Genomic DNA, 20,449 nt, shown 5'->3' with positions numbered 1-20,449 from the left:
TTTTTTATTGTTTAAATTTTTATTTTTTTTCAGGAGGGAGTTCTCTTTCTCCTTTTTTTTTCTTTAGTCGTTTTAATAATTCTGATTCTTCAGGCATTCCACCTGGAACTGTTTTTGGATCTGTTTTTGGATCATCTGTTTTTGGAGGTGCCATAGCTTTTTTTGACCATTCATCTTCAACTGCAATTATTATTCCTTCAACAGATTGTACTTCTTCTAAAAATGGTCCTTTAATTTCTTCATGTGCATCAAAACCATTGTTACTCATAGGATCGTATAAATCATAATCTTTTTCTTCTACTCGTGCAGTTACTACATAACACCACCAACCAATTGGAACATTTTTTATCATGAACTCTCCTTGTTGGTTTTTTACAGGTGCGGGTTTGAATGCTTTGTAATGTTTACTTACCATATCATATAGGTCTGGAAATTCTTCTTTCATTGCATTCATATCTGATTCTAATAGTGGATTAAATAGGCGTCCGTCAGGGTGTTCTTCATCTTTAACATGAATTTTTAGATATACCTCTGCAGGATGTATTGGAGTTGTATATCTTTTGTCTAGATATCCCATTACGCGTCCTTTAAGCAGTGCGGTTTTGTCTCGGTTTAATAATCCCATTTTATTCATCTATTTTTGTATTATTATTATTATCAATGCAAATTTTACTCAAGGTTCTATTACTTCTCCTTTGAGTTTTTTATTTTTTTTATCAATATGTAAAATCTTTGGATACCACTCTTTTTTTGGTGGTGGTGGAATTGGTTTTTTCTTTTGAGCAAAAACAGGAACTATTACATTTTCCTCAATCTTATGTGTTGCGTTAAACTCGATTGGTATTCCGGAAAATCCAAGTCCTTTGTGTAATTTGTCACTTCGAGGATTATCTCGATCGTTTGTTCCTTCTCCGCCTCGACCAAATAATGAATCTGAAAAATCAACTATGTGGTAAAATTTATGAATTTTATTTTCCTTAGTGTCATGTACTTCTGCAAATACAACCAATCCTTTAGAAAAATTATTAAAATAAAAATCTTTAAGTTTAGGTTCTGCAGTTTGTAGCACTACTGTTTTTTCTATTTGTGCCCAGTCAACATAAAATGTTAAATCAAACTTACCTTCTCGTTCTAAAACACTTCTTGCAGGATCAATATCTTTTGTGAGTATTGAAAATACTGCTCCGTTTCTTTGAGCAAGAACTCCTATTTTGAATTTTTTTGCAGGTGAACTAAATCCTGTGTGATCATATAACTTTTTACCTTTCTCATCTTTTAATAATTCAGGTAATCCTTCTTTATCAATAACTACTCTTCCTTTTATAGTATATTTTTCTTTTTTGACTCTATCCATATTTTTGATGAGTCTATCTATTAGTGAGTTTTGTTTTGATCCTTTTTTGATATTTTCGGTTAAGTCTTCAAATAATTTTTTTCCATTTGTTATTTCAGAGTGTAATTTTCCACTTAGTTTTTTGATATACAAATATTTATACTCTCGCTCATGTGTTGAAGTGGGCATTTTTTGATGCCACCAATTCATTGTTTTTCCACGAATATCTTTTCCTTCTGAATCATATGTTTTAACTAATAATTCTCCTGGTTTTACAAATCCGCCAATTGCTCGATTTAACCATGAATGATTATGATTTGCAATAGCGTGTTCAGGATCACCATGTATTCCTTTATTGGTGTTATTTCGATTTTCATGAGGCATAATTCTTCGTCTACCATTATGTCTTAAGAATACAGGTGTGCTGCAGTATTTCCATAGTTTTCTTATTGTTCCATCAAATTCGCGATCAATTGATTTTTCTCCAAATTCTCTATTTTTCTTGCCAACTAGAGCAGGTATTGCTGAAATAAATAGTCCCATCTCTCCGGTTTCTCTATGGATTTTTTTAAGAATTAATTGAGTTTCTTCTAAGACTCGCATAATTATTGGTTTTAATTCTGCAATAACTTCTTTTTTACGTTCAAGATCAAGTCCGCAATGTTCCCATTTTCCTTCCTCGATCTCTTTAAGAATTTCAAGTAATCTATTTTCTTTTGCTTCAAGAGCTAGTAACATGTGAACTATATCTAAGTATAGTGCTAAAATTTGTTCGTAATCTTTTGTTGATGTTGCTAAGTTTTTGTAATCATCTGAGTCTGAGTCATATAAGAATGCTAAATCATTTAATCCTTTTTTGAATTCAGCTAATGATTCGGCGGATAATTTATCTATGTTTTGATTGATTTCTTTTATTTTTAATGCAATTCCTTCTTTGAGTTTAATTGTATTTGTTAAAAATTCTCTTAATTCCTGGCAGTCTTGCGGGCCATCATGAACTAATGAATTTCGATTCATAAATTTGATTCTTCTTCTAAAAAATGGAACTGGTAAAAATAATAAAAGTAAAAATGGTAACCAACAAAGCAGTATTTTGTAAAATAAACTATCACAAGGAGATGCAATTTCGAGTCCAAAGAATCTTAGTATGCTAAAGAATGGACAAGTACAGCCAGAACCAAAAACACATGTGGTTGTACAACCATCAAATTCATCTAAGTTTCCATCATCGCAGTCTTCTCCTGCTTCTCGTATTCCATTTCCACATTCAGCTAAAATTGGAGTATTATTTTTAGCGCAGCATAAATATCCTTCTTCTTTTGTATTTTCGCAGTATTTATTATATAGTGCTTGGGCCGGATTTGGGAAAATATCTTTTTTATCACATTCAGATGCTGGAAGGCACATTGCAGTAGTAGGACAAGATTCGAGTGTGCATTTAGCACTACAACCATCTCCTCCAACTTTATTGCCATCATCACATTCTTCGCCTGTTTCAATTATTCCATTTCCACATTCAACTTTAGGTTTTTCTTTTTGGCATTTAGAATTACATCCATCGCCATCAATTAAGTTTCCATCATCACATTCTTCTCCAGGATCTAGTTTTTCATTACCGCAAGGATTATATCCGGCACACCCTGTAATATATAATGTGTTAGGTGTTGATTTACTAAATGAGTTCCATCCTGTTGCAGGATCAAATAACTCATGATCTGATAATATGAATCGTCTATTAAGAATTAATTTTGCATCTGCAATTTTTAGACTTTTTCGTCTTTTTTTAGAATAAAAATCAATTTCTGCAGGGGACATTGGAGCCCAATAATCTGTTTCTCCTCTTTCTTTCCATCCCCAATAAGTTGTGTCTGAATAATGAACATTAGTTCCAGGTGCGATCTTTTCTATATATTTAGCAATTGCTTTTGATCTTCTTCCTGATAATAATTTATTGTACCATTTGGATCCTTCAATACTTGCGGAGGAATAAAGATAAATTTCTTTTCCTGCGTATTTGAGAAATTCATCAATTTGGATGAGTGTTGCAGGGGTAATATCTGTTCCTGCAGTATTAACTAACATATATTTCATACTAGTAACTTCAGAATCTGTTGGTTTATCATAAAAATATAGTCCGTGAAATTCACAAGTTCCTTCTGCAAAAACTCCTGCTGAAAGTAATATAATTATAGAAAGTAGCATGACTGCTAATACTAATCCGCGCCTCTTTTCAGTCATATTATCATAACCAATCTAATTTCATTTATAAATTTTATGAAATATTTAGTAAATTAATTAGTAAATTAATGATTGAATTGATTATCAAATTAATTAATTTAAATTAATAAAAAAGTTTAATTTATATACTTTAAAAATCTCGTGTTAAATTATGAAAGAACTTATTGAGTTATTACATAAAACAAATCGAGTTGATTATTTGCTTGACACTTGTTTTCTGGTGTATATGTTTAAGACTAATAAAATAAAAAAGTTAGTTAATTTCTGTACTCACAATGTTGTTGGAATGTCTGAGTTTAATCTAAAAGAACTTCTGCATTTTCATCATAAGCTGGGCGGAACTTTTAATCATCAGTTTAGAAATTTTCTTAAGCAAGAATTAATTCATGTAACTCCAAGTACGGTTTCTCCTGGAGAAAGACAAAACGAAAAAACTTTTGTAACAAATTTTGATCCTCATATCTTGCAGTGTGTTCCCGATCCTAGTGATGCGGTTTTATTTGTTCAAGCACTTCAAATGAGTGCAAATATTATTACTAGAGATAAACATCATATATTTACAGCAGTTGCAGAAAACTATTCTCAAAAATACAATATTAAAATTTTAAATGATTTGCCTTTGGGTTAAAACGCAAAATGAGTTCAGTTAAAGTGTCCCAACTAAATTCTCAAATAAATTCTCGCCTCACTGCAAATATTTGGAAGTTTTATTTATTTAATTTTATTGATATGTTTGCTTTGTTCTTGCCTTTTATTGTTTATTATTTTCAGGAATTAGGTTTGTCATTAGGAAAAATTGCAATTTTACAAAGTTTTATGGCAGTAACCTTGTTTATTATGGAAATTCCTTCTGGGTATATTGCTGATAAGTTTGGTAGGAAGAATTCATTAATTATTTCAGTAATTTTTCAAGTAATCTCAATTGCGCTTCTTTATTTTGCAACTGGTTTTTCTATGTTAATAGTTTCTCACATTTTTTTAGGTATTTGTATTTCGTTTGCATCTGGTGCGGATTCAGCATTTTTGTATGATACTTTACTTTTGTTAAAGAGGGAAAAAGAGTACAAAAAGATTGACGGTAAGGCAAAGTTTTTTGGTGAGATTGCAGTTATTTTTTCAAGTGTGATTGGATCAATTATTGTTATGTTTGGAATAAAAATTACGATTCTGTTAACGTTAGTTGGGCATATATTTTTGGTTTTTTTAACATTTTCTTTTACTGAGCCTCCACGAACAAAATTAGCAAAAATTGGCTCTTTAACAATTAAAAAAGAATTTTCACAATTATTATCAATTGTAAAAAAATCTTTACACAACAAAAAGTTATTAGGCTTATTTGTTTATTCGTTTATTGTTCTGGGTGTTTCTAACACAATTTTTTTAATGTATCAACCATACTTTAGAGAAACTGCGCTTCCATTGAATTCTTTTGGCATAATTTTTGCAATATTTTCAATTTTTACTGCACTTGCATCACTAAAAGCACATTATCTTGAAGAAAAGCTCGGGGTGTTCAAATCTTTGTTAATCATGCCATTATTTCTTGTAGCTGCACTAATTTTTTCAAGTATTTTTTTTGTTTGGTGGGGGTTTATATTTTTCGCATTGCGAGAATTAGTGAGGGGGTTTATTTTTCCAGTTCTTGGTGATTATACAAATAAAATTACGCAATCCAAAGAACGGGCCACAGTTTTGTCAGTTGGAAGTATGTTTTCAAGATGCGGGCTTATATTTGTTTCAATATCGTTTGGTTTTTTTAGTGATGCATTCGGACTAAAGCCAGTCTATATAGTAACTGGAGTGATTTTGTTAGTATTTACATTATTGATCTCATTTGTTATGAAAAATAATAATTCAAAATAATCAAAAGAACAACAACATTTAAATAAGTTAAAACAATTATTTATTTTATTTAAATTAGTTTTAGGGTGATATTTATGGCAAAAAAAGTTAGTAAAAAATCTTCAAAAACATTAAAAAAATCTTCAAAAGCTAAGCTTTCTTCAAAAGTTAGAGGTTCTTCAAATGATAAAACTTGCAATATGTCTGGTAAATATTCTTCAGGTATGTTAATTCCTGCAGGATTGCTTATTGGAATTGGTGTTGGATTTTTGACAAATCAAGTTGCAGCAGGAACTCTTATTGGTCTTGGAATTGGTTTTGCAGTTTCTTATTTTATGGCAAATAAAAAAAAATAATTGATGAATTTATCAATAAAATAATTAATTAACGTGGGGTGTTATGTATGAGTGTTTTACTTACTGTTGGAATAGTTCTTGGAGCATATTTGTTATTAAGTCTAAGAGTTGTTAAAGAATATGAACGCGGAGTTAGATTTTTCTTAGGAAAATATATGGGATTAATTACGCCTGGATTAAGTTTGGTATTGCCAATTTTGATGACTTGGGAACGAGTTGATATGCGAACAAAAGCAATTGATGTTCCTGATCAAGATGCAATTTCTAAAGATAATGTTTCGCTTAAAGTAAATGCAGTTCTTTATTATAAAGTTGCTGAAGCAAACAAATCGATTTTAGAAGTTGAACATTATAATTATGCTGTGTCTCAATTAGCACAAACCACAATGAGAGATGTTGTAGGAGAAGTTAGTTTAGATGACTTATTAGGTCAAAGAGATAAAATTTCTAAAAAGATTCAAATAATTGTTGATAAAGCAACAGATCCTTGGGGTATAAAAGTTGAAGGTGTTGAATTAAAACATGTTGAACTTCCAGAAGATATGAAAAGAGTTTTAGGTAAAGAAGCTGAAGCTGAAAGAGAAAAAAGAGCTGTTATTATTAAAGCAGAAGGTGAGGTAGTAGCCTCTGAGAATATGGCTAAAGCTGCAATGACTCTATCAAAAGCACCAGGAGCACTTCATTTAAGAACGCTGCAAAGCATAAATGATATGTCCAGTGATAAAAGTAATACTATTGTTTTCGCAACACCTCTTGAAGTGTTAAAAGCTTTTGAAGGATTTGCCAAAAAGAAGTAAGATATTATGTTTGTATCAGAGTTTTTTTTTATTTTTTTTCTTCTTTGTTCTTTTTTTCAAACTTTTTTAGAAAACTAAAATAATAAAATTCTTCTTTATCTGCGAATTTGATTAGAAAATAGTTAAATTCAACTTTGGCCAGGGCAATTATGTTGGATTCAACATTAAGTTTTTTTGTTTTTAATTCTTCCATTTGTTTATCAAATAATTTTTTAATATTATTTCGTTTTGTTTTATTTTTTTTAATTAGTAGTTCGTGTTTTTTCTTTAATGATTTTTTTTGATGTGAATATTTGTTTTTAAGTGAAAATGAAGCTGCGCTAAGTGAGTTCTCGTGTAGGTCATTAATTTTATTTAACAGTTTGTCTTCTTGTTTTTTTAATTCGGCGTATTGGTTTTCGGCATGTTTAAATTGAATTTCTAATAATTCTTCCATATCTTTTTTGTGTTCTTTTTCAGCTTTTTCTAATTTTGGAGTTGAAAAATTAGTAATTTGAGCTAATGCTTGTTTTATTTTTTTAATTTCAAATGATTTTTTAATTAATGTGAAATTTGCATTAACAAATTGTTCTGCCAAAATTTTTTGGTTATTAAAGATTAAAAGTGGTATTGATAATATTTTTCTATGTTTAACTGTATTTACTATGAGTTCAAATAAAATATATTGTCCATGTCCTGTACATTCCTCTATTTTATACGAAACGTTTTGTTTGTTAAGTTCAAATAATTTTTCGTTTAATTCAAGTATATCATTTTTTTTGTGAGTAATTTTTAAATTGGATATTGTTAATGAACCATATTTACTTACTGCACTATCGAGTATTGAATTTCCGGGTTGGATTAGTTGAATTGTTTTTGTTACAGCGCGAGGATTGAATGTAAATTTGTTTAATTCAAAATGTTTTTGTTTTGTTTTTCGTTTAACGGTGTAAATCTCTTTATTTAGAGCGTAATCTATTTTATTTTCATCCAGATACAGTTTAAAAAATTGTTCTATTAGTTCAGGATCCACTGTGTTTTTCTCCTTTGAATATTTTTTGATCGAATTTTTTAATATTATTGGCAGTTTCTTTTGCAGTTGAAAGTTCTTCTGATAATTTTTCATTTTCATTAAAATAAGAATTAAAAATTGATTGTTCGATACTTCCTTTTTGTTTTAGTTGTGATAATATTAAGTCCATTTCTCCGACTGCAACTGTAAATAAACTAATTTTTTCATATAATTTATTTAGGATGTATGATTCAATAGTATTTTTTATTGCTAAGTTGTGTATTGTTACGTCATGTTTTTGGCCTATTCTGTGTACTCTTCCTATTCTTTGTTCTATTCTCATAGGATTCCAAGGTAAATCAAAATTAATTAAGATTTGTGCAAATTGTAAGTTTCGTCCTTCGCTACCAGAATCAGTACAAATTAAAATTTGTTTTTTTTCTTTAAATTCTGATATTGCATCTTCTTTTTCTTGTGCAGTCATTGTGCCATTAAATTTAACAGTACTGTAATTATTTTTTTGTAATTCAAATTCTAACATATTTTGAGTGTGTATGAATGTCGTAAATATTATGACTTTTTTTTGTTCTTTTTTGAGTAATTTTAACAAATGATCTTTTTTCCTATCGTCAGTTATATTTTTTCCTTGTTTAAGTAATAATTCAATTAATCGAATTTTTTTTGGATCATCTATTGTTTTTTGATATCTTTCCAGTGCTTTTATGCCTGTTTGCAGTGAGCTTGTTAATTGTCGTGTGAGCATAATTAAGCTAAATGTGAGAAGTCCCTTTCGCTTATATTCTGAGGCCATTTTTTTTAATTCTTCTTCCGATAGATTAGCTACTGATTCAATATCATCATCTTGGCCTATTTCTTTTTCAAGTTTTGTTAAATCTTGATATTGTTTTTTAATGAAGTTTATCGCTTCTTGATAAAATTTCATTTCTTGTGAAGAATATTCAAGTAAGTGTGTTTTCACAGATCTTTTAGCAAATTTAATTCCAACGTCTTTTCGTAAGTTTCGAATCATAATTTTACTTAATTTTTGTTGTAGTTCTTGATCGTTAATTATTTTCATTCCATCTTTGTCAGATACAAATTTTTCTGTGAATTTTGCTTTTGTTTCTAAAAATCCAGGATGTAATAAATCTAGCAGAGTCCATAATTCAAAAATATTATTTTGTAATGGTGTTGCAGTAAGCATTAAACATCTTTTTTTTCTTAAGGATTTAATTAGTTTATAATTTAGTGTTGCGCTGTTTTTTAATTTATGCGCTTCATCGATGATGATTAAATCCCAATCGATTGTTTCAAGTACTTTTTTATGTCGAGGAGTTTTGGCAGTATCAATTGATGCAATTACTTTTTTGTTATGGTAATCTTCAGGGGTGTTTGCAATTTCAAATTCTTCTTCAAATTTAGATCTCATTTCTTCTTGCCATTGATACTTTAGTGTTGCAGGAGTTAAAATAAGAATTTTGCTAGCAAGTTTTCGAACAATGTACTCTTTAATTATTATTCCTGCTTCAATTGTTTTTCCAAGTCCAACTTCATCTGCGAGTAATGCTCTGTGAGAAAAATTGTTTAGAACATGCAGTGCAGTTTTTGTTTGATGTTCTAATATGTCTATTTTTGTGTCATATGTGGGTTTAGCAATTAGACTATCTACAATTTCAAAATTAGTTATTTTTTGAGCTAATATATTTAGTTTGAATTGATTAGCACTCACTAATTCTTTTGCGTGTATGAGCCTTTCAGGTATTTGTTCTAGATTTATTTTGACCAATTTGAATACTTAATGAATTTTAATTAATGATTTAGTTTATTTAATTTATTATCTATTTTTAATTTATGTTGAGGTGTGGGATACTTATCTATTTAAATTCAGTATGTGCTATTATTTTTAAAACAGAAAAATAAATATGAATTTAGATAAATAATTATTAACTTAAGCTAGTTCTCTTTTTAGAATTTTATGTGCGCGATTTAGTGATTTAAATCTTTCAGTATCGCCAGTTGGCATATCTGGATGTGCTTCTTTTGCAAGTTGTTTATAATTTTTACTCATGAGATCAAAATCTAGTGAATCTTCTTCTACTCCTAAAATTTTTCTTGCAGATTTTCGTTCTTCTTCTACGTCCGATGATTCTGAGAAATCAAAAATAAATTGTTCTACTGTTTTTTTATCATTTATTATTTCGTTTACTTCAAAATCAATAATTTTTGAAACAATAAATAAATTATCAACAAATCTTTTACAAGTAGTGTAGCTATAGTGTAGTCTGCAGTCTTGAACATACCAAGTAACGCTTGCAGGGGCAGATTTTAGTGCCATTGGTTCAAATTCAATTTCAATATCTTCTTCAGGAATTCCAATGGATTTTAGTTTTCGCATGATGTTATTATAAAATTGCTGGGCACGCCTATTAAATGAGTCTTTAACTGGATTTACATTAAATTCGTGTCCTTTTATTCTAACTTGTGCCATTTTTTAAACTTATAAGTAATTAATTGTTATTTTTTTCTCAGGTCTCATATATAAGGCTATCGGATAGCTTAGTTACTAATCAGGGAGATAACTAAATATTAACCAAAATTAGAAGAAATATCCTTGCAATGCAAGGTACTTTCTAAATGTAATAAAAAGAAGAATTAAAAATTTTATTTAACCAATTTTTCAAGTTCTGCAATCATTTCTTTTATGACATCAAAGCCACCTTGCCAGAATTCTTTTTGGTTAATGTCAAATCCTGCGGTTGCAACAACTTCTTCAGGACTCATTGATCCGCCAAGTTCTAACATTTTTTTAATTTTAGGAACAAATGAGTCTCCTTCTTCTTTGTACTTTTTGTATAGTGCTAAAACGAGTAAGTTTCCAAAGCTATATGCGTAGCAGTAAAATGGCGTGTGAAATATGTGGGGGATATAGAGCCATTCCCATTTGAAATCATCGGTGAGTTCCACTGAGTCTCCAAAATGTTCTTTTAATGTTCCATAATAAATTTCACTCATTTCATCAACCGTTGCACCTTCAGCGTATGCTTTGTGTGCTAGTTCTTCAAATATTACGAAATATATTTGTCTCATGATTGAGCCATACATTCCATCTATTTGTTGAGCTAGAATATCTATTTTAACATCATCTTCAACTTCTGATAATACTTTTTCTGCAAGTAATTGTTCTCCAAATATTGATGCGGTTTCACAAACTGGTAGTTCTGCGTGAACTGTAAAATTATTATTTGTTTTTGCGGCAAGCATGTGATGAATTGCGTGTCCAATTTCGTGTGCGAGCGTTGAGATATCTTTCCATTTATCTACAAAACTAAGTAGTACGTAGGGTTTATAATCAATTGGCCCAGACATACAAAATGCTCCACTTCGTTTTCCTTCGCAAACATCAGAATCAACTAAATTTTCATCAAACATTGATTTTGCAAGTTCTCCCATTTCAGTATCAAATTCAGAATATGTATCAATTACTTTTTGTACGGCGTCACCATATTCAAAATGTTCATCAATTTCTTTTAGTGGTGCGTATATATCGAATCTTTTTAATTTTTCAACGCCAATAAGTTTTGCTTTCAAAAGAAAATATTTTTGAAATAATTTAACATTTTCGCGACAAACATCCATTAGTAACTTAACTGTTTCTTCTCGTAAGTTTTGTGAAAAGCTTCTAATAAATAGTGGGCTTTTGTAGCCTCGTAGATCAACTCCTTCTGTTTTCCAGTCAAGAACAATGTGTTTGTAAATTTCATTTATGACTAGTTTGTTATCAGTATATTTTCCAAGTAATGTTTGGTATGCTTTTTTTCGAACTTCAGGTTTTGATGATCTAACTTTGGATATTAATTCTTCTTGGGTTATTTTTTTTCCTTCCCATTCAAACATAAAACTATTAGTAAATATTGAATAAACTGATTCGAGTGCGCCAACGCCATGTGTTGAAAGTAGGTTGATTATTTTTTCTTCTTTTTCAGATAAAATGTATGGTTTGCTTCGTCTTATGTCTTTTAGATAATATTCATATCCTGGCATTGAGTCGATAAATTTTTGAGCTGAGTCATCACTTAATTCTTTAAACCATAACGCAAAAAATAATATTTTATTTCCTAATCGAGATAATTCTGATTCGAGTTGTGATAGTAGTGCTCCTGCTTCTTGATCTTTAGTATTAGCATGGAATCTTAAACTTAAGTACATGTAAACAATTTCTTTGTCATGTTTTATTTGTTCAAGAACTTTTATTATTTGTGTGAACTCAGTGGGAGTTATAGAATCTAATTTATCTTTATATTTTTCAATTTGTTCAACTTTTTGTTTTATTTCTTCTACTTTTTCTAAAACTTCTTCTTTAGTTCCTTTTTTAAGTAGCTTTGTCAAATCCCATTTGCCTTTTGTGTATGTCATGAAAACTCCAATTTCTTCTTTATTTTTAAAGTTTTACATTTAATATAAACTAGTTTTAAATATTTGCTAGACCAAACTAAAAAAATGAATAATAATCTAAAAATAAACTCTGACCAAAAAATTAACTATAAAGTATTAGAATCAGTTGATGGGACTATTTTAATTAAATTTAAAGAAGGATATTCAACAGTTGTAATTCCAACTATTAATAATAAAACTGCAGTTTGTGTTTCTTCTCAAATTGGTTGTCCTTTAGGTTGTACTTTTTGTCATACTAAACATTTCAAACGAAATCTCTTAGCAGAAGAAATAATTAATCAAGTTAAAATTGCATTAACTGTTGTATTAGATAATCATAATTCAAAAACAAACTTTTCATCAGATATTAATCAAATCAACTTCCCAAATTCAGCGCCTGACCGAAGTCTCACCTCAGTTATATTCATGGGTATGGGAGAGCCCATGTTAAACTTTGAAGAAGTAAACAAAGCAATTAATATTTTTAATAAAGATTTTAATTTAGCGTTTAAAAAAATAACTTTATCGACAATTGGACTTAATCTTGACAAATTAATCTCTGCTAAATTTAATATTGCAATTTCACTTCACAGTCCGCTTGATGAAACCAGAACCAAATTAATTCCTAAATCAAATTTATCAGTTGAACAAATAGTTAATTTTACAAAACAGTTTTCAAATAAAAAATCAGGTGTTATGATTAGTTATGCATTAATTAAAAATATTAATGATTCGAAAAATGATTTATTAAACCTGCTAAGTCTTGACTGGCCAAAAAATATTAATTTTAATTTGCTTGAATTTAATGAAACAAATAAGTTTAAACCTTCTTCAAAACGCGAAATAGAATTTTTTAAAAAAGAAATAATAAAAGCAGGATTTAAATGTTTTATTAGGCAGTCGCGTGGAAAAGATATTGGTGCAGCATGCGGGATGTTAACTCTAATTTAACCAAAATGTTTATATAGTATAATTTTATTTAATTTATATAAGTTGTTGTTAGGGGTAACGATTACGTATTAAAAGGGGATATATTTGAAAAGAGGTTTTAAGATACGTTCAAAAAAAAGAGTAAGTAGTTCTAGCTCTTTTATTAATAGCAATGAATTTATTGTTGCAATTTTTATAATTTCTTTATCAGTTTTAGCATATTATCCGTTAGTTGATAGTGGTGCGGTGACTTACATTTCAAACCACTTATCTGGATTTGCATCAACTGATAATACTGAAGGAGACGGTCAAGTAGCTCTTGGAATTCGTCCACTAGCTTATAATGCAACAGGTTATAAAAATCGTATTTTTTATGAAGATGGTTCTTTAATTAATATAACTCTTGTGGGTGATGGAGTTATAAAAAATGTTTCTGCTGATTTTTCTTGTATTGATTCCAATTTCGAAGCAGGTGATGAAATTGTTTCAATGCTTAGTGATTCATTTGCGCAACAAAATTTTTCTATATCTTATCAAATTAGTGAATCAAATTCTCTTACTAATTGGGTGAATGCAGATGATTCAACATGTCCTGTTGGTGAAGAATGTCATCGAATTTGTAATATTACTTTAACATCTTCTCTTGGGCCTGAATATATTATTCCGTTGCCTTTTTATGAGGGAAATCCTTCAAATCAAGAAGCTTGGTATGCAGGTTATGTAACTAGAGCATCAAATTGTGCTGCGGGAGTTGAAAACTCAAAATACTTTTTAGAATACGATACTTGCTCTAGTGTTTTTTATAATGTTGCTGATCTATCTTATTATTATGGTGCAAAGGATGTTGATTTTGCAATTAAGAAAAAAAACACTCCTGATGTTGTTGAACGTCATTGTACTAATGGGATTGATGATGATGGTGATACAAAAACGGATTGTGAAGATTCTGATTGTGCATCTGTAGTTTATGGTGAGTATTATATTGTTGGTGGATCTAATGCAAATAAAGGTGAAAATCCTGGTTGGGTTTGTAATAAAACTGAGGCAGGATGGAGAGATGATCCGCCTTACGGTGCAGGAGATCTAGCAACAGTTACTTGTGTTGGTGGAGGGGCATGTGATGATGATTGTGCATCTAATATTTGTACGGGTTCAGCAGAAGACACAACAGTAACTTTTACAAGACGTATTGCGCCTGATGCTAATCTAAGTATTCGTCTAGAACAAAACTCAGGTATTTCTACAACTGAAATTTATTTTAAAGTTTGGCAGTTTAATTCTTCTCTTTGGCAAAATGGAGGTTCTGATTTTTCAATTTTAAATGAATCTGGAAGTTCTGGTTTTTCACCTGAGCAGGGTAAAGGTCAAACATCAACATCAGTTATTGCGCAGTCAGGTGATTTTGAAAATGATCCTATTGATTCTACTAACTCTCAATTAGATGTGGTTTTAAAAGCAATAATGGATACGACTAATAGTTATAATGGATTATTTGGTTTAGTTCTTAATAGAATTTTTGATGGTGATTCTTCAAATTTCAAATTTAATATTAATATTACTGATGATGGAATGACTGATGAACATGATATTTCTTGTGCTGATTCTTATGATAATGATTTAGATTACACAACTGATTGTTTGGATGTTGATTGTGATAATTATCCCGGTTCAAATTCTGCAAATCCTGACGGTACTTACCCAATTTGCGAATATGGTTTTGAAAGTACTTATGCTGCAACCAATAATACTTGCATGGATAATTTTGATAATGATGTGAATGGGGATAAAGATTGTCATTATTCTGCAGGCACTTGGGATTCTAATTGTGATGATGTAAATATTATTAATGCATCGTGGGATACGATAACTAACATTGGGGGAATTTCAGGTATTTGTCAATTAGGTACTGAAACTACTTGTGATGATGGGTTCGATAATGATCGTGATCGCGCATATGATTGTGTTACAGAACAAGTAGAAAGTTATGCAAATATTCAATATTCAACTTCTCCTGCATACCCTAAACAATCGTATACTGGTGGGGATGCTTCAAATTCTGCTAATCGTCCAGATGCAGAATATAATTGTAGAGTTTATTGTAATTCAAATGGTTATCCTAATGAAACTGGTAATGAATGTTATGATGGGAAAGATAATGATCTTGATTATAGCATTGGTGGTGGAATGGATTGTAGGATGATTAATTATGATTCTGATTGTAATCAATCAAATAATGGTTCATTCACTTGCGAGTTAGTGCATGAAACTTCTTGCGAGGATGGTTTTGATAATGATCGTGACGGAGAATACGATTGCATAGTTGCGTCAACTGGTGATTCAGAAACAAATCCTGTTTATCAATTTGGAACTAGTGGATCAAATCTTGCACATGGAGAATATGATTGTCAAGCTACTTGTAATATTTCTGATAATTTTGAAAATACGGGCGTTAAATGTTATGATAATAAAGATAATGATCTAGATTATTGGACTATTACTAGCTGGTCGGGAACTGCATATGTTGCAACAAATAATAATTATAGTGGAGGAATGGATTGTCGTTTTAATTATGATGGCACTCATTATCCTGACGCTAATTGTGATGGTGTTGATATGACTGGTGAAGGTCAACTTTGTGAATTAGGGTATGAAAGAAATTGTACTGATGGGTATGATAATGATCGTGATAATTCTTATAATTATGGTGGTAATCGTTTAACTACTAATGGATCTGATTGTGATGATTATGATTGTGCAGCGTATTGTCAAACAACTTTTGGTCAAGAGCAAGGACTTGAATGTCTTGATGGAATTGATAATGAGTTAGATAGATACGACTATAACATTACTGATTATTTAAGAGACACTGCTCGAACAGTAAATGTTTCAGGCGGTGTTGATTGTGTTTATTATTATAATAATAGTGGGACGATAATGCGTCCAAGTGCACTTGCATATGCTGCGAATTATAATACTGTAAATATTGGCAGGTATCAATATGATCCTAGTTGTAATAACACGGTTGTTAGTGGAGAAAATGAATGTCAATTAGTTAATGAAATAAATTGTTCTGATGGTTTTGATAATGATCAAGATTATTATATGCGTCCTGCTGCAAGTCCTGTTGGAGGAAATATTTATACTGCTGGTTGGAATCAAACAGTTTATGAAGCTTATTTTGGTGAGAGTTATTCTGAGTCTGCAGATTGTGATGATTATAGTTGTTCAGGTGACAATGCATGTCCGATAGATGAAGCTAATGATCAATGTCAATTAACAGATTGTCCGAATACAAAGAATTGGTGTCTTGATGGGTTTGATAATGATTTAGATGTTTATTTATCGGATGGTTTCACGGCGAATTCTGCTGATGGTGCAGGTATTGATTGTGCTTGGAATGATTATGATTCAGATTGTAATAATACGTTCATTAATGATTCAAATTATACTGGTATGTGTACTTTAAGGTGGGAGTTTAATTGTAGTGATAATGTTGATAATGATCAAGATTTAGGAACTTATGAAATAGATTCCGGTTTAAACACGGGTGTTGATTGTGATGACTACAATTGTTTTGGCGTTCAAGAAAGCGGAAATTATGTGTGTACTGAAGATGAAACAGGAGATACTATTTTAGAAACTACTTGTAATGATTCTATTGATAATGATTTAGATGCGTATTCTTGGAATGGAACTGCATATGAACTTAATTCATCAACTGGTGTGGATTGTAGTGATCCAGATTGTAATATGTTGCCAGGACCAGATGGTTCATTATGTGCGCTTTCAGAAGAGATGGGTTTTGATCCGTTTACTGATGCAGTTTGTGGTGACTATAATAGTAGTGGTACAACTGCATATTCTAGTGATAATGATGGGGATTTAATGGCTAACTGTTATGATACTGGTTGTTATCATCAAGGTTTATGTAGAGTTTGTCCTGATGAAGAAAATGTAACTCTTGATTCTTGCATGGATGGTTTAAATAATGAGTATGAATACCAAAATGCAGTAATTTCAAATTTATTATATGCTGATGAAAATAAAAATCTTAGTTTATTTGATAACGCACTTGATTGTGGGGATTCAGATTGTGATGGTTTAGTTGGAAAATATGGTTCCAATTATGGGGTTTGTAATTATTCTGCGGCAGGAAAAATAGCAACAGAAAGTATTTGTGATGATGGTTATGATAATGACTTTGACGGTTTAGTTGATTGTGAAGATAGTAATTGTGCAGGTGATTCTTATTGTATATACACTTATACTAATTCAATTACGTCATGTGCTCAAAGATGTAGTGTTGCATCAACTGTAGTTGCAAGATCGAGTCAGCCTCCAAAATCTTCTGTTAATTCTGATTGGGGTGGTGGATCTCGAGATCTAACTTATACTCAGTATCAATTAAGAGGTCAAAATTTAACATTCCATTTTACTGATGCTGCATCAAATGTTAATGGAAAAACTTTAGCAATTTATTTGGGTAGTGCGAGTGCTACATATATTCCGCTCGAGTATAAACTAACTCAAGCAAATAGTGGTATTTATGGGGACAATTCAGAAAGTTTTAATCTTCAATATAGTGCTCAGTCTGGAAGTTATTATCAAGCAATATTAATTGAGTATGATGGTGCATATCCTAACGAAGATTTAGATCTAACTTTTTGGGTGGAACTTCCTGATGAGCAAGGGATTGTTGATAATTCTAGTTATTCATTTTATATCTCAACTGCACTTGCAGGATCAGAAAAATCAAGTGATGTAACTCAGTATATTATTGAAACTGAACTTCCTCAAGCACCAACATTTGTTAAAACTGTTGCAAATGATAATTATACAACTAGTGGTTTAAGAAAAATTAAATCAGATAATACTGTGGCGAGAACTACTCAATCAGATACTATTTTAATTAAAGTTAATGCATCTGATGATTCTGGTACGTGGAATTCAGGTATTGAATATTGTGAATTTAATAATGGTAGTGGATGGGTTACAGATGGTGATTCTGATTGTAGTTATTATATGACTTTATCTGAGGGTGTTTCAACAATTTATGCAAGAGCAGTTGATGAAGTTGGAAATGTAGGTCCTAATTCGAGTGTTGATGTTAATGTGACAACTCTTCCAATCCCAACTTCAGTATTTTATTGCGATACCGAATTTGCACCGGGATGTAGTGTTGCATATCCGACCAAAGATTATTATGCAGATAATGAAACAATGAATGTTGCTATTGATTTTAGCAGTCCTAATGGTTTTACTCAAAGCGGTACTGGTTGTACAGTATATGCTGAAACTCAAAATGCTGCAAGTAGAATTAGTTTAGGGACAATAGCTCTTGATTCAGATGGAACCTGTTCAGGTAATGTAAGTTTATCTGTTCTTTCAGATCAATATTATGCTATTAAAGTGGAGACATCAGATACTCTTGGTTCGACAATTAGATCTGGAGAAAAGCCGTGGGATTCAACTCCTTCAAAAGAAAATATTTGGGTTTGTGATTATATGCAAACGTTTGATGGTTATACTTGTAAAGATCAGTGTGAATCAATTTCAGGTGATACTCCCGATCAAGTGATTCTTAAATCTCCTTCTGATGGAAATACTACTAATAATAGAACTCCAGGTTTTGAATGGTACAATGCGGATGCAGGTCAAACCCCATTATATGAAATTCAAATTGATGATTCAAACATATTCGCATCTATTGATTATGCTGTTAATGGGATTGCTGAACAAACAACAATTACAACTCATAACATAAGTCAAACTTTGGATGTTGACACAACTTATTTTTGGAGAGTTCGTGCGTACTCAGGGTTTGTAACTGGGGTATGGAGTGAACCTTGGAATTTTACTGTTGAGTCTTTAATTAGTATTACTTTTTTGAATAGCAGTGTTGATTTTGGCGCAAATCTTTACGCACCGATGTCTGTAAGTACGCCTATTAATGGTACGCCATTCTTACTTGAAAACACAGGAAATCTTCCAGTAAATCTTTCAGTTAATGCAACTAATTTATGGGATACTCATGCTAATCCGTCTGATTATTATCAATTTAAGATTAGAGTTAATGAATCAGAAGCATTTGATGTTGGTGAATCCGTACTGACTTTTACTAACATGCCACTAACTGGGTTATTTAGTGTTTGGAATTTTGAATGGGTTGATGCAAATGATGCATTGTATATTGATATAAATTTAACAGTTCCTTATGGTGAACATGCAGGTCAAAAAAATTCAACAGTTTTGGTGAGTACTATATGATATCAAACAAAAAAAATAGGACTTTGAAAAATTCAATAAACTTAATTTTAAGTTTATTTTTAATAATTATTTTGTCCGGATTTGTTTGTGCTCTAGGAGTAACTCCTGCAAAAACTAATTTTTATCAAGGACAAAAACCCTATGTTGGCGAGTTTAAAGTAATTCCTAGTTCAGATAAATCAGTTATTGTATCATTCTCTGTTGATGATGAATTAGGTGAATATGTAACTTTATTTGAAACAGAAAAATTAATTGATGGTCCTACTAAATTTAAGTTTGAATTATCAGATCCACAAAACCTAAAAACGCCAGGTAATCATTTGGCAAAAATTAGAATTACTGAAAAATCAGAAGGTGAAGGAATGACCTCAGTTAATCCATCAATTCATCACACTGTTAACTTTTTTGTTCCGTATCCTTCAAAATATTTAGAAACTGATTTGTTAGTTTTTAATGATCATCCTCATTTAGTAAAGTTTACAACAGTTATGGAAAATAAAGGTTCTGAACCAATTACGCACGTTCAAAATTTTGTTGATGTTGTGAGTTACAAACATAAAGTTGCATCGTTGTATAAGGCTAATTTAATTAATGGTAATTTTGATGTTGTTGTTGGTTATTCTATTGTTAGTACGTCTGAACCAAAAATTTTAAGCACAGGTAAAAAAGAATTTGAAATTTTACCGGGTGAAAAATTTGAAAATCAGTTAAGTCTAAAAAAAGTTCTTATGTCTGATGGTGAATACCAAGCAGTATCTTATGTTATTTTTAATGATGAAGAAGTAGAACTTGTTGATGAATTTAGACTTGGTGAAGAGAATATTTTGATTGTTCCTCAAACAAGAACTGTTGGTGCGAATGATACAAGTAAAATTTCTATCTTATTATCTTCTAATTGGAATGTTCCGTTAAATGATGTTTATTTATCTGGTAAAATGTTTAAAGGTGATTCTTTGTTAGATGAACTTGTTGAATCATCTCGTTTTGAAGTATTACCAAACAAAACTGTTGGAAGTAAACTTTATTGGGATACTAAAGGTTATGACTTGGGAGAATACACATTAAATGTTGTTGCACATTATGGTGAAAAAACTTTTGAAAAATCAATTCCAATACTTGTCGTTCCAAAAGATCAGGTAGTTGAGGTAGAAGATCGCGAACCTACATCCTTTTCGGGTTTGATAATGTTTCAAATACTTTTAGTTATTATAATTTTAATAACTACGTTAGTTATTGTTTTAATGAAGCGTAAAGGTTTTTAATT

The 20,449-nt window shown here is 30.6% G+C and carries 13 protein-coding genes; 7 read left to right on the top strand and 6 right to left on the bottom strand.

Annotation, left to right across the window (positions count from 1 at the left end; genetic code table 11):
• Window positions 1-19: 19 nt before the first annotated feature.
• Together HN587_01895 and HN587_01890 are read right to left on the bottom strand one after the other, a co-directional pair.
• On the bottom strand, window positions 20-625 hold the full coding sequence (locus tag HN587_01895) for a hypothetical protein (protein ID MBT7902585.1): 606 nt from the start codon (window positions 623-625) through the stop codon (window positions 20-22).
• 48 nt (window positions 626-673) lie between these two features.
• Window positions 674-3,571 (bottom strand): DUF4215 domain-containing protein, encoded by a 2,898-nt coding sequence (locus HN587_01890; GenBank protein MBT7902584.1) that lies wholly within the window; start codon window positions 3,569-3,571, stop codon window positions 674-676.
• A 151-nt stretch (window positions 3,572-3,722) separates the two neighbouring features.
• Here HN587_01890 and HN587_01885 point away from each other — a divergent pair, with 151 nt between their 5' ends.
• The 4 genes from HN587_01885 (at window position 3,723) to HN587_01870 (ending at window position 6,566) form a co-directional block, all read left to right on the top strand.
• Window positions 3,723-4,199, top strand: coding sequence for a hypothetical protein (locus tag HN587_01885; GenBank protein ID MBT7902583.1), 477 nt, complete (start codon window positions 3,723-3,725; stop codon window positions 4,197-4,199).
• Between the two features lie 8 nt (window positions 4,200-4,207).
• Window positions 4,208-5,434 carry an MFS transporter gene (locus tag HN587_01880; GenBank protein MBT7902582.1) on the top strand — a complete coding sequence of 409 codons (1,227 nt, stop codon included), beginning with the start codon at window positions 4,208-4,210 and terminating at the stop codon, window positions 5,432-5,434.
• A 74-nt stretch (window positions 5,435-5,508) separates the two neighbouring features.
• Window positions 5,509-5,769 (top strand): hypothetical protein, encoded by a 261-nt coding sequence (locus HN587_01875; GenBank protein ID MBT7902581.1) that lies wholly within the window; start codon window positions 5,509-5,511, stop codon window positions 5,767-5,769.
• Window positions 5,770-5,816: 47 nt separating this feature from the next.
• A complete protein-coding gene (locus HN587_01870) occupies window positions 5,817-6,566 on the top strand; it encodes a slipin family protein (protein ID MBT7902580.1) in 750 nt (249 codons plus the stop codon).
• Window positions 6,567-6,594: 28 nt separating this feature from the next.
• Here the strand turns inward: HN587_01870 and HN587_01865 are convergent, their stop codons facing one another.
• The 4 genes from HN587_01865 to HN587_01850 form a co-directional block, all read right to left on the bottom strand.
• The gene (locus tag HN587_01865; GenBank protein MBT7902579.1) at window positions 6,595-7,578 is read right to left on the bottom strand and encodes a hypothetical protein; all 984 of its coding nucleotides are present in this window, start codon (window positions 7,576-7,578) and stop codon (window positions 6,595-6,597) included.
• Window positions 7,568-9,343, bottom strand: coding sequence for a DEAD/DEAH box helicase family protein (locus HN587_01860; protein MBT7902578.1), 1,776 nt, complete (start codon window positions 9,341-9,343; stop codon window positions 7,568-7,570). The genes HN587_01865 and HN587_01860 overlap by 11 nt, the downstream gene beginning before the upstream one ends.
• 162 nt (window positions 9,344-9,505) lie before the next feature.
• Complete coding sequence (locus tag HN587_01855; protein ID MBT7902577.1) at window positions 9,506-10,045, bottom strand: J domain-containing protein; 540 nt, start codon at window positions 10,043-10,045, stop codon at window positions 9,506-9,508.
• Window positions 10,046-10,218: 173 nt separating this feature from the next.
• Window positions 10,219-11,970 (bottom strand): M3 family oligoendopeptidase, encoded by a 1,752-nt coding sequence (locus tag HN587_01850; GenBank protein ID MBT7902576.1) that lies wholly within the window; start codon window positions 11,968-11,970, stop codon window positions 10,219-10,221.
• Between the two features lie 84 nt (window positions 11,971-12,054).
• Between HN587_01850 and HN587_01845 the strand changes: the two genes are divergently transcribed.
• The 3 genes from HN587_01845 to HN587_01835 all read left to right on the top strand — a co-directional run bounded on the left by HN587_01845 (window position 12,055) and on the right by HN587_01835 (window position 20,447).
• The gene (locus HN587_01845) at window positions 12,055-12,939 is read left to right on the top strand and encodes a radical SAM protein (protein MBT7902575.1); all 885 of its coding nucleotides are present in this window, start codon (window positions 12,055-12,057) and stop codon (window positions 12,937-12,939) included.
• An 84-nt stretch (window positions 12,940-13,023) separates the two neighbouring features.
• Window positions 13,024-19,185 (top strand): hypothetical protein, encoded by a 6,162-nt coding sequence (locus HN587_01840; protein ID MBT7902574.1) that lies wholly within the window; start codon window positions 13,024-13,026, stop codon window positions 19,183-19,185.
• The gene (locus HN587_01835) at window positions 19,182-20,447 is read left to right on the top strand and encodes a hypothetical protein (GenBank protein ID MBT7902573.1); all 1,266 of its coding nucleotides are present in this window, start codon (window positions 19,182-19,184) and stop codon (window positions 20,445-20,447) included. Before HN587_01840 ends, HN587_01835 begins: the two co-directional genes overlap by 4 nt.
• Window positions 20,448-20,449: the final 2 nt, after the last annotated feature.

The organism is Candidatus Woesearchaeota archaeon (assembly GCA_018675335.1).
Classification (GTDB): Archaea; Nanobdellota; Nanobdellia; order Woesearchaeales; family UBA11576; genus JABJCP01.
Note: the sequence above shows the minus strand (reverse complement) of the source record. Positions and strands in the feature narration are given on the sequence as shown.

Coding starts and splice junctions, on each gene's coding strand:
- HN587_01895 (MBT7902585.1), bottom strand. CDS start 625: ATGGGATTATTAAACCGAGACAAAACCGCACTGCTTAAAGGACGCGTA.
- HN587_01890 (MBT7902584.1), bottom strand. CDS start 3,571: ATGACTGAAAAGAGGCGCGGATTAGTATTAGCAGTCATGCTACTTTCT.
- HN587_01885 (MBT7902583.1), top strand. CDS start 3,723: ATGAAAGAACTTATTGAGTTATTACATAAAACAAATCGAGTTGATTAT.
- HN587_01880 (MBT7902582.1), top strand. CDS start 4,208: ATGAGTTCAGTTAAAGTGTCCCAACTAAATTCTCAAATAAATTCTCGC.
- HN587_01875 (MBT7902581.1), top strand. CDS start 5,509: ATGGCAAAAAAAGTTAGTAAAAAATCTTCAAAAACATTAAAAAAATCT.
- HN587_01870 (MBT7902580.1), top strand. CDS start 5,817: ATGAGTGTTTTACTTACTGTTGGAATAGTTCTTGGAGCATATTTGTTA.
- HN587_01855 (MBT7902577.1), bottom strand. CDS start 10,045: ATGGCACAAGTTAGAATAAAAGGACACGAATTTAATGTAAATCCAGTT.
- HN587_01850 (MBT7902576.1), bottom strand. CDS start 11,970: ATGACATACACAAAAGGCAAATGGGATTTGACAAAGCTACTTAAAAAA.
- HN587_01845 (MBT7902575.1), top strand. CDS start 12,055: ATGAATAATAATCTAAAAATAAACTCTGACCAAAAAATTAACTATAAA.
- HN587_01835 (MBT7902573.1), top strand. CDS start 19,182: ATGATATCAAACAAAAAAAATAGGACTTTGAAAAATTCAATAAACTTA.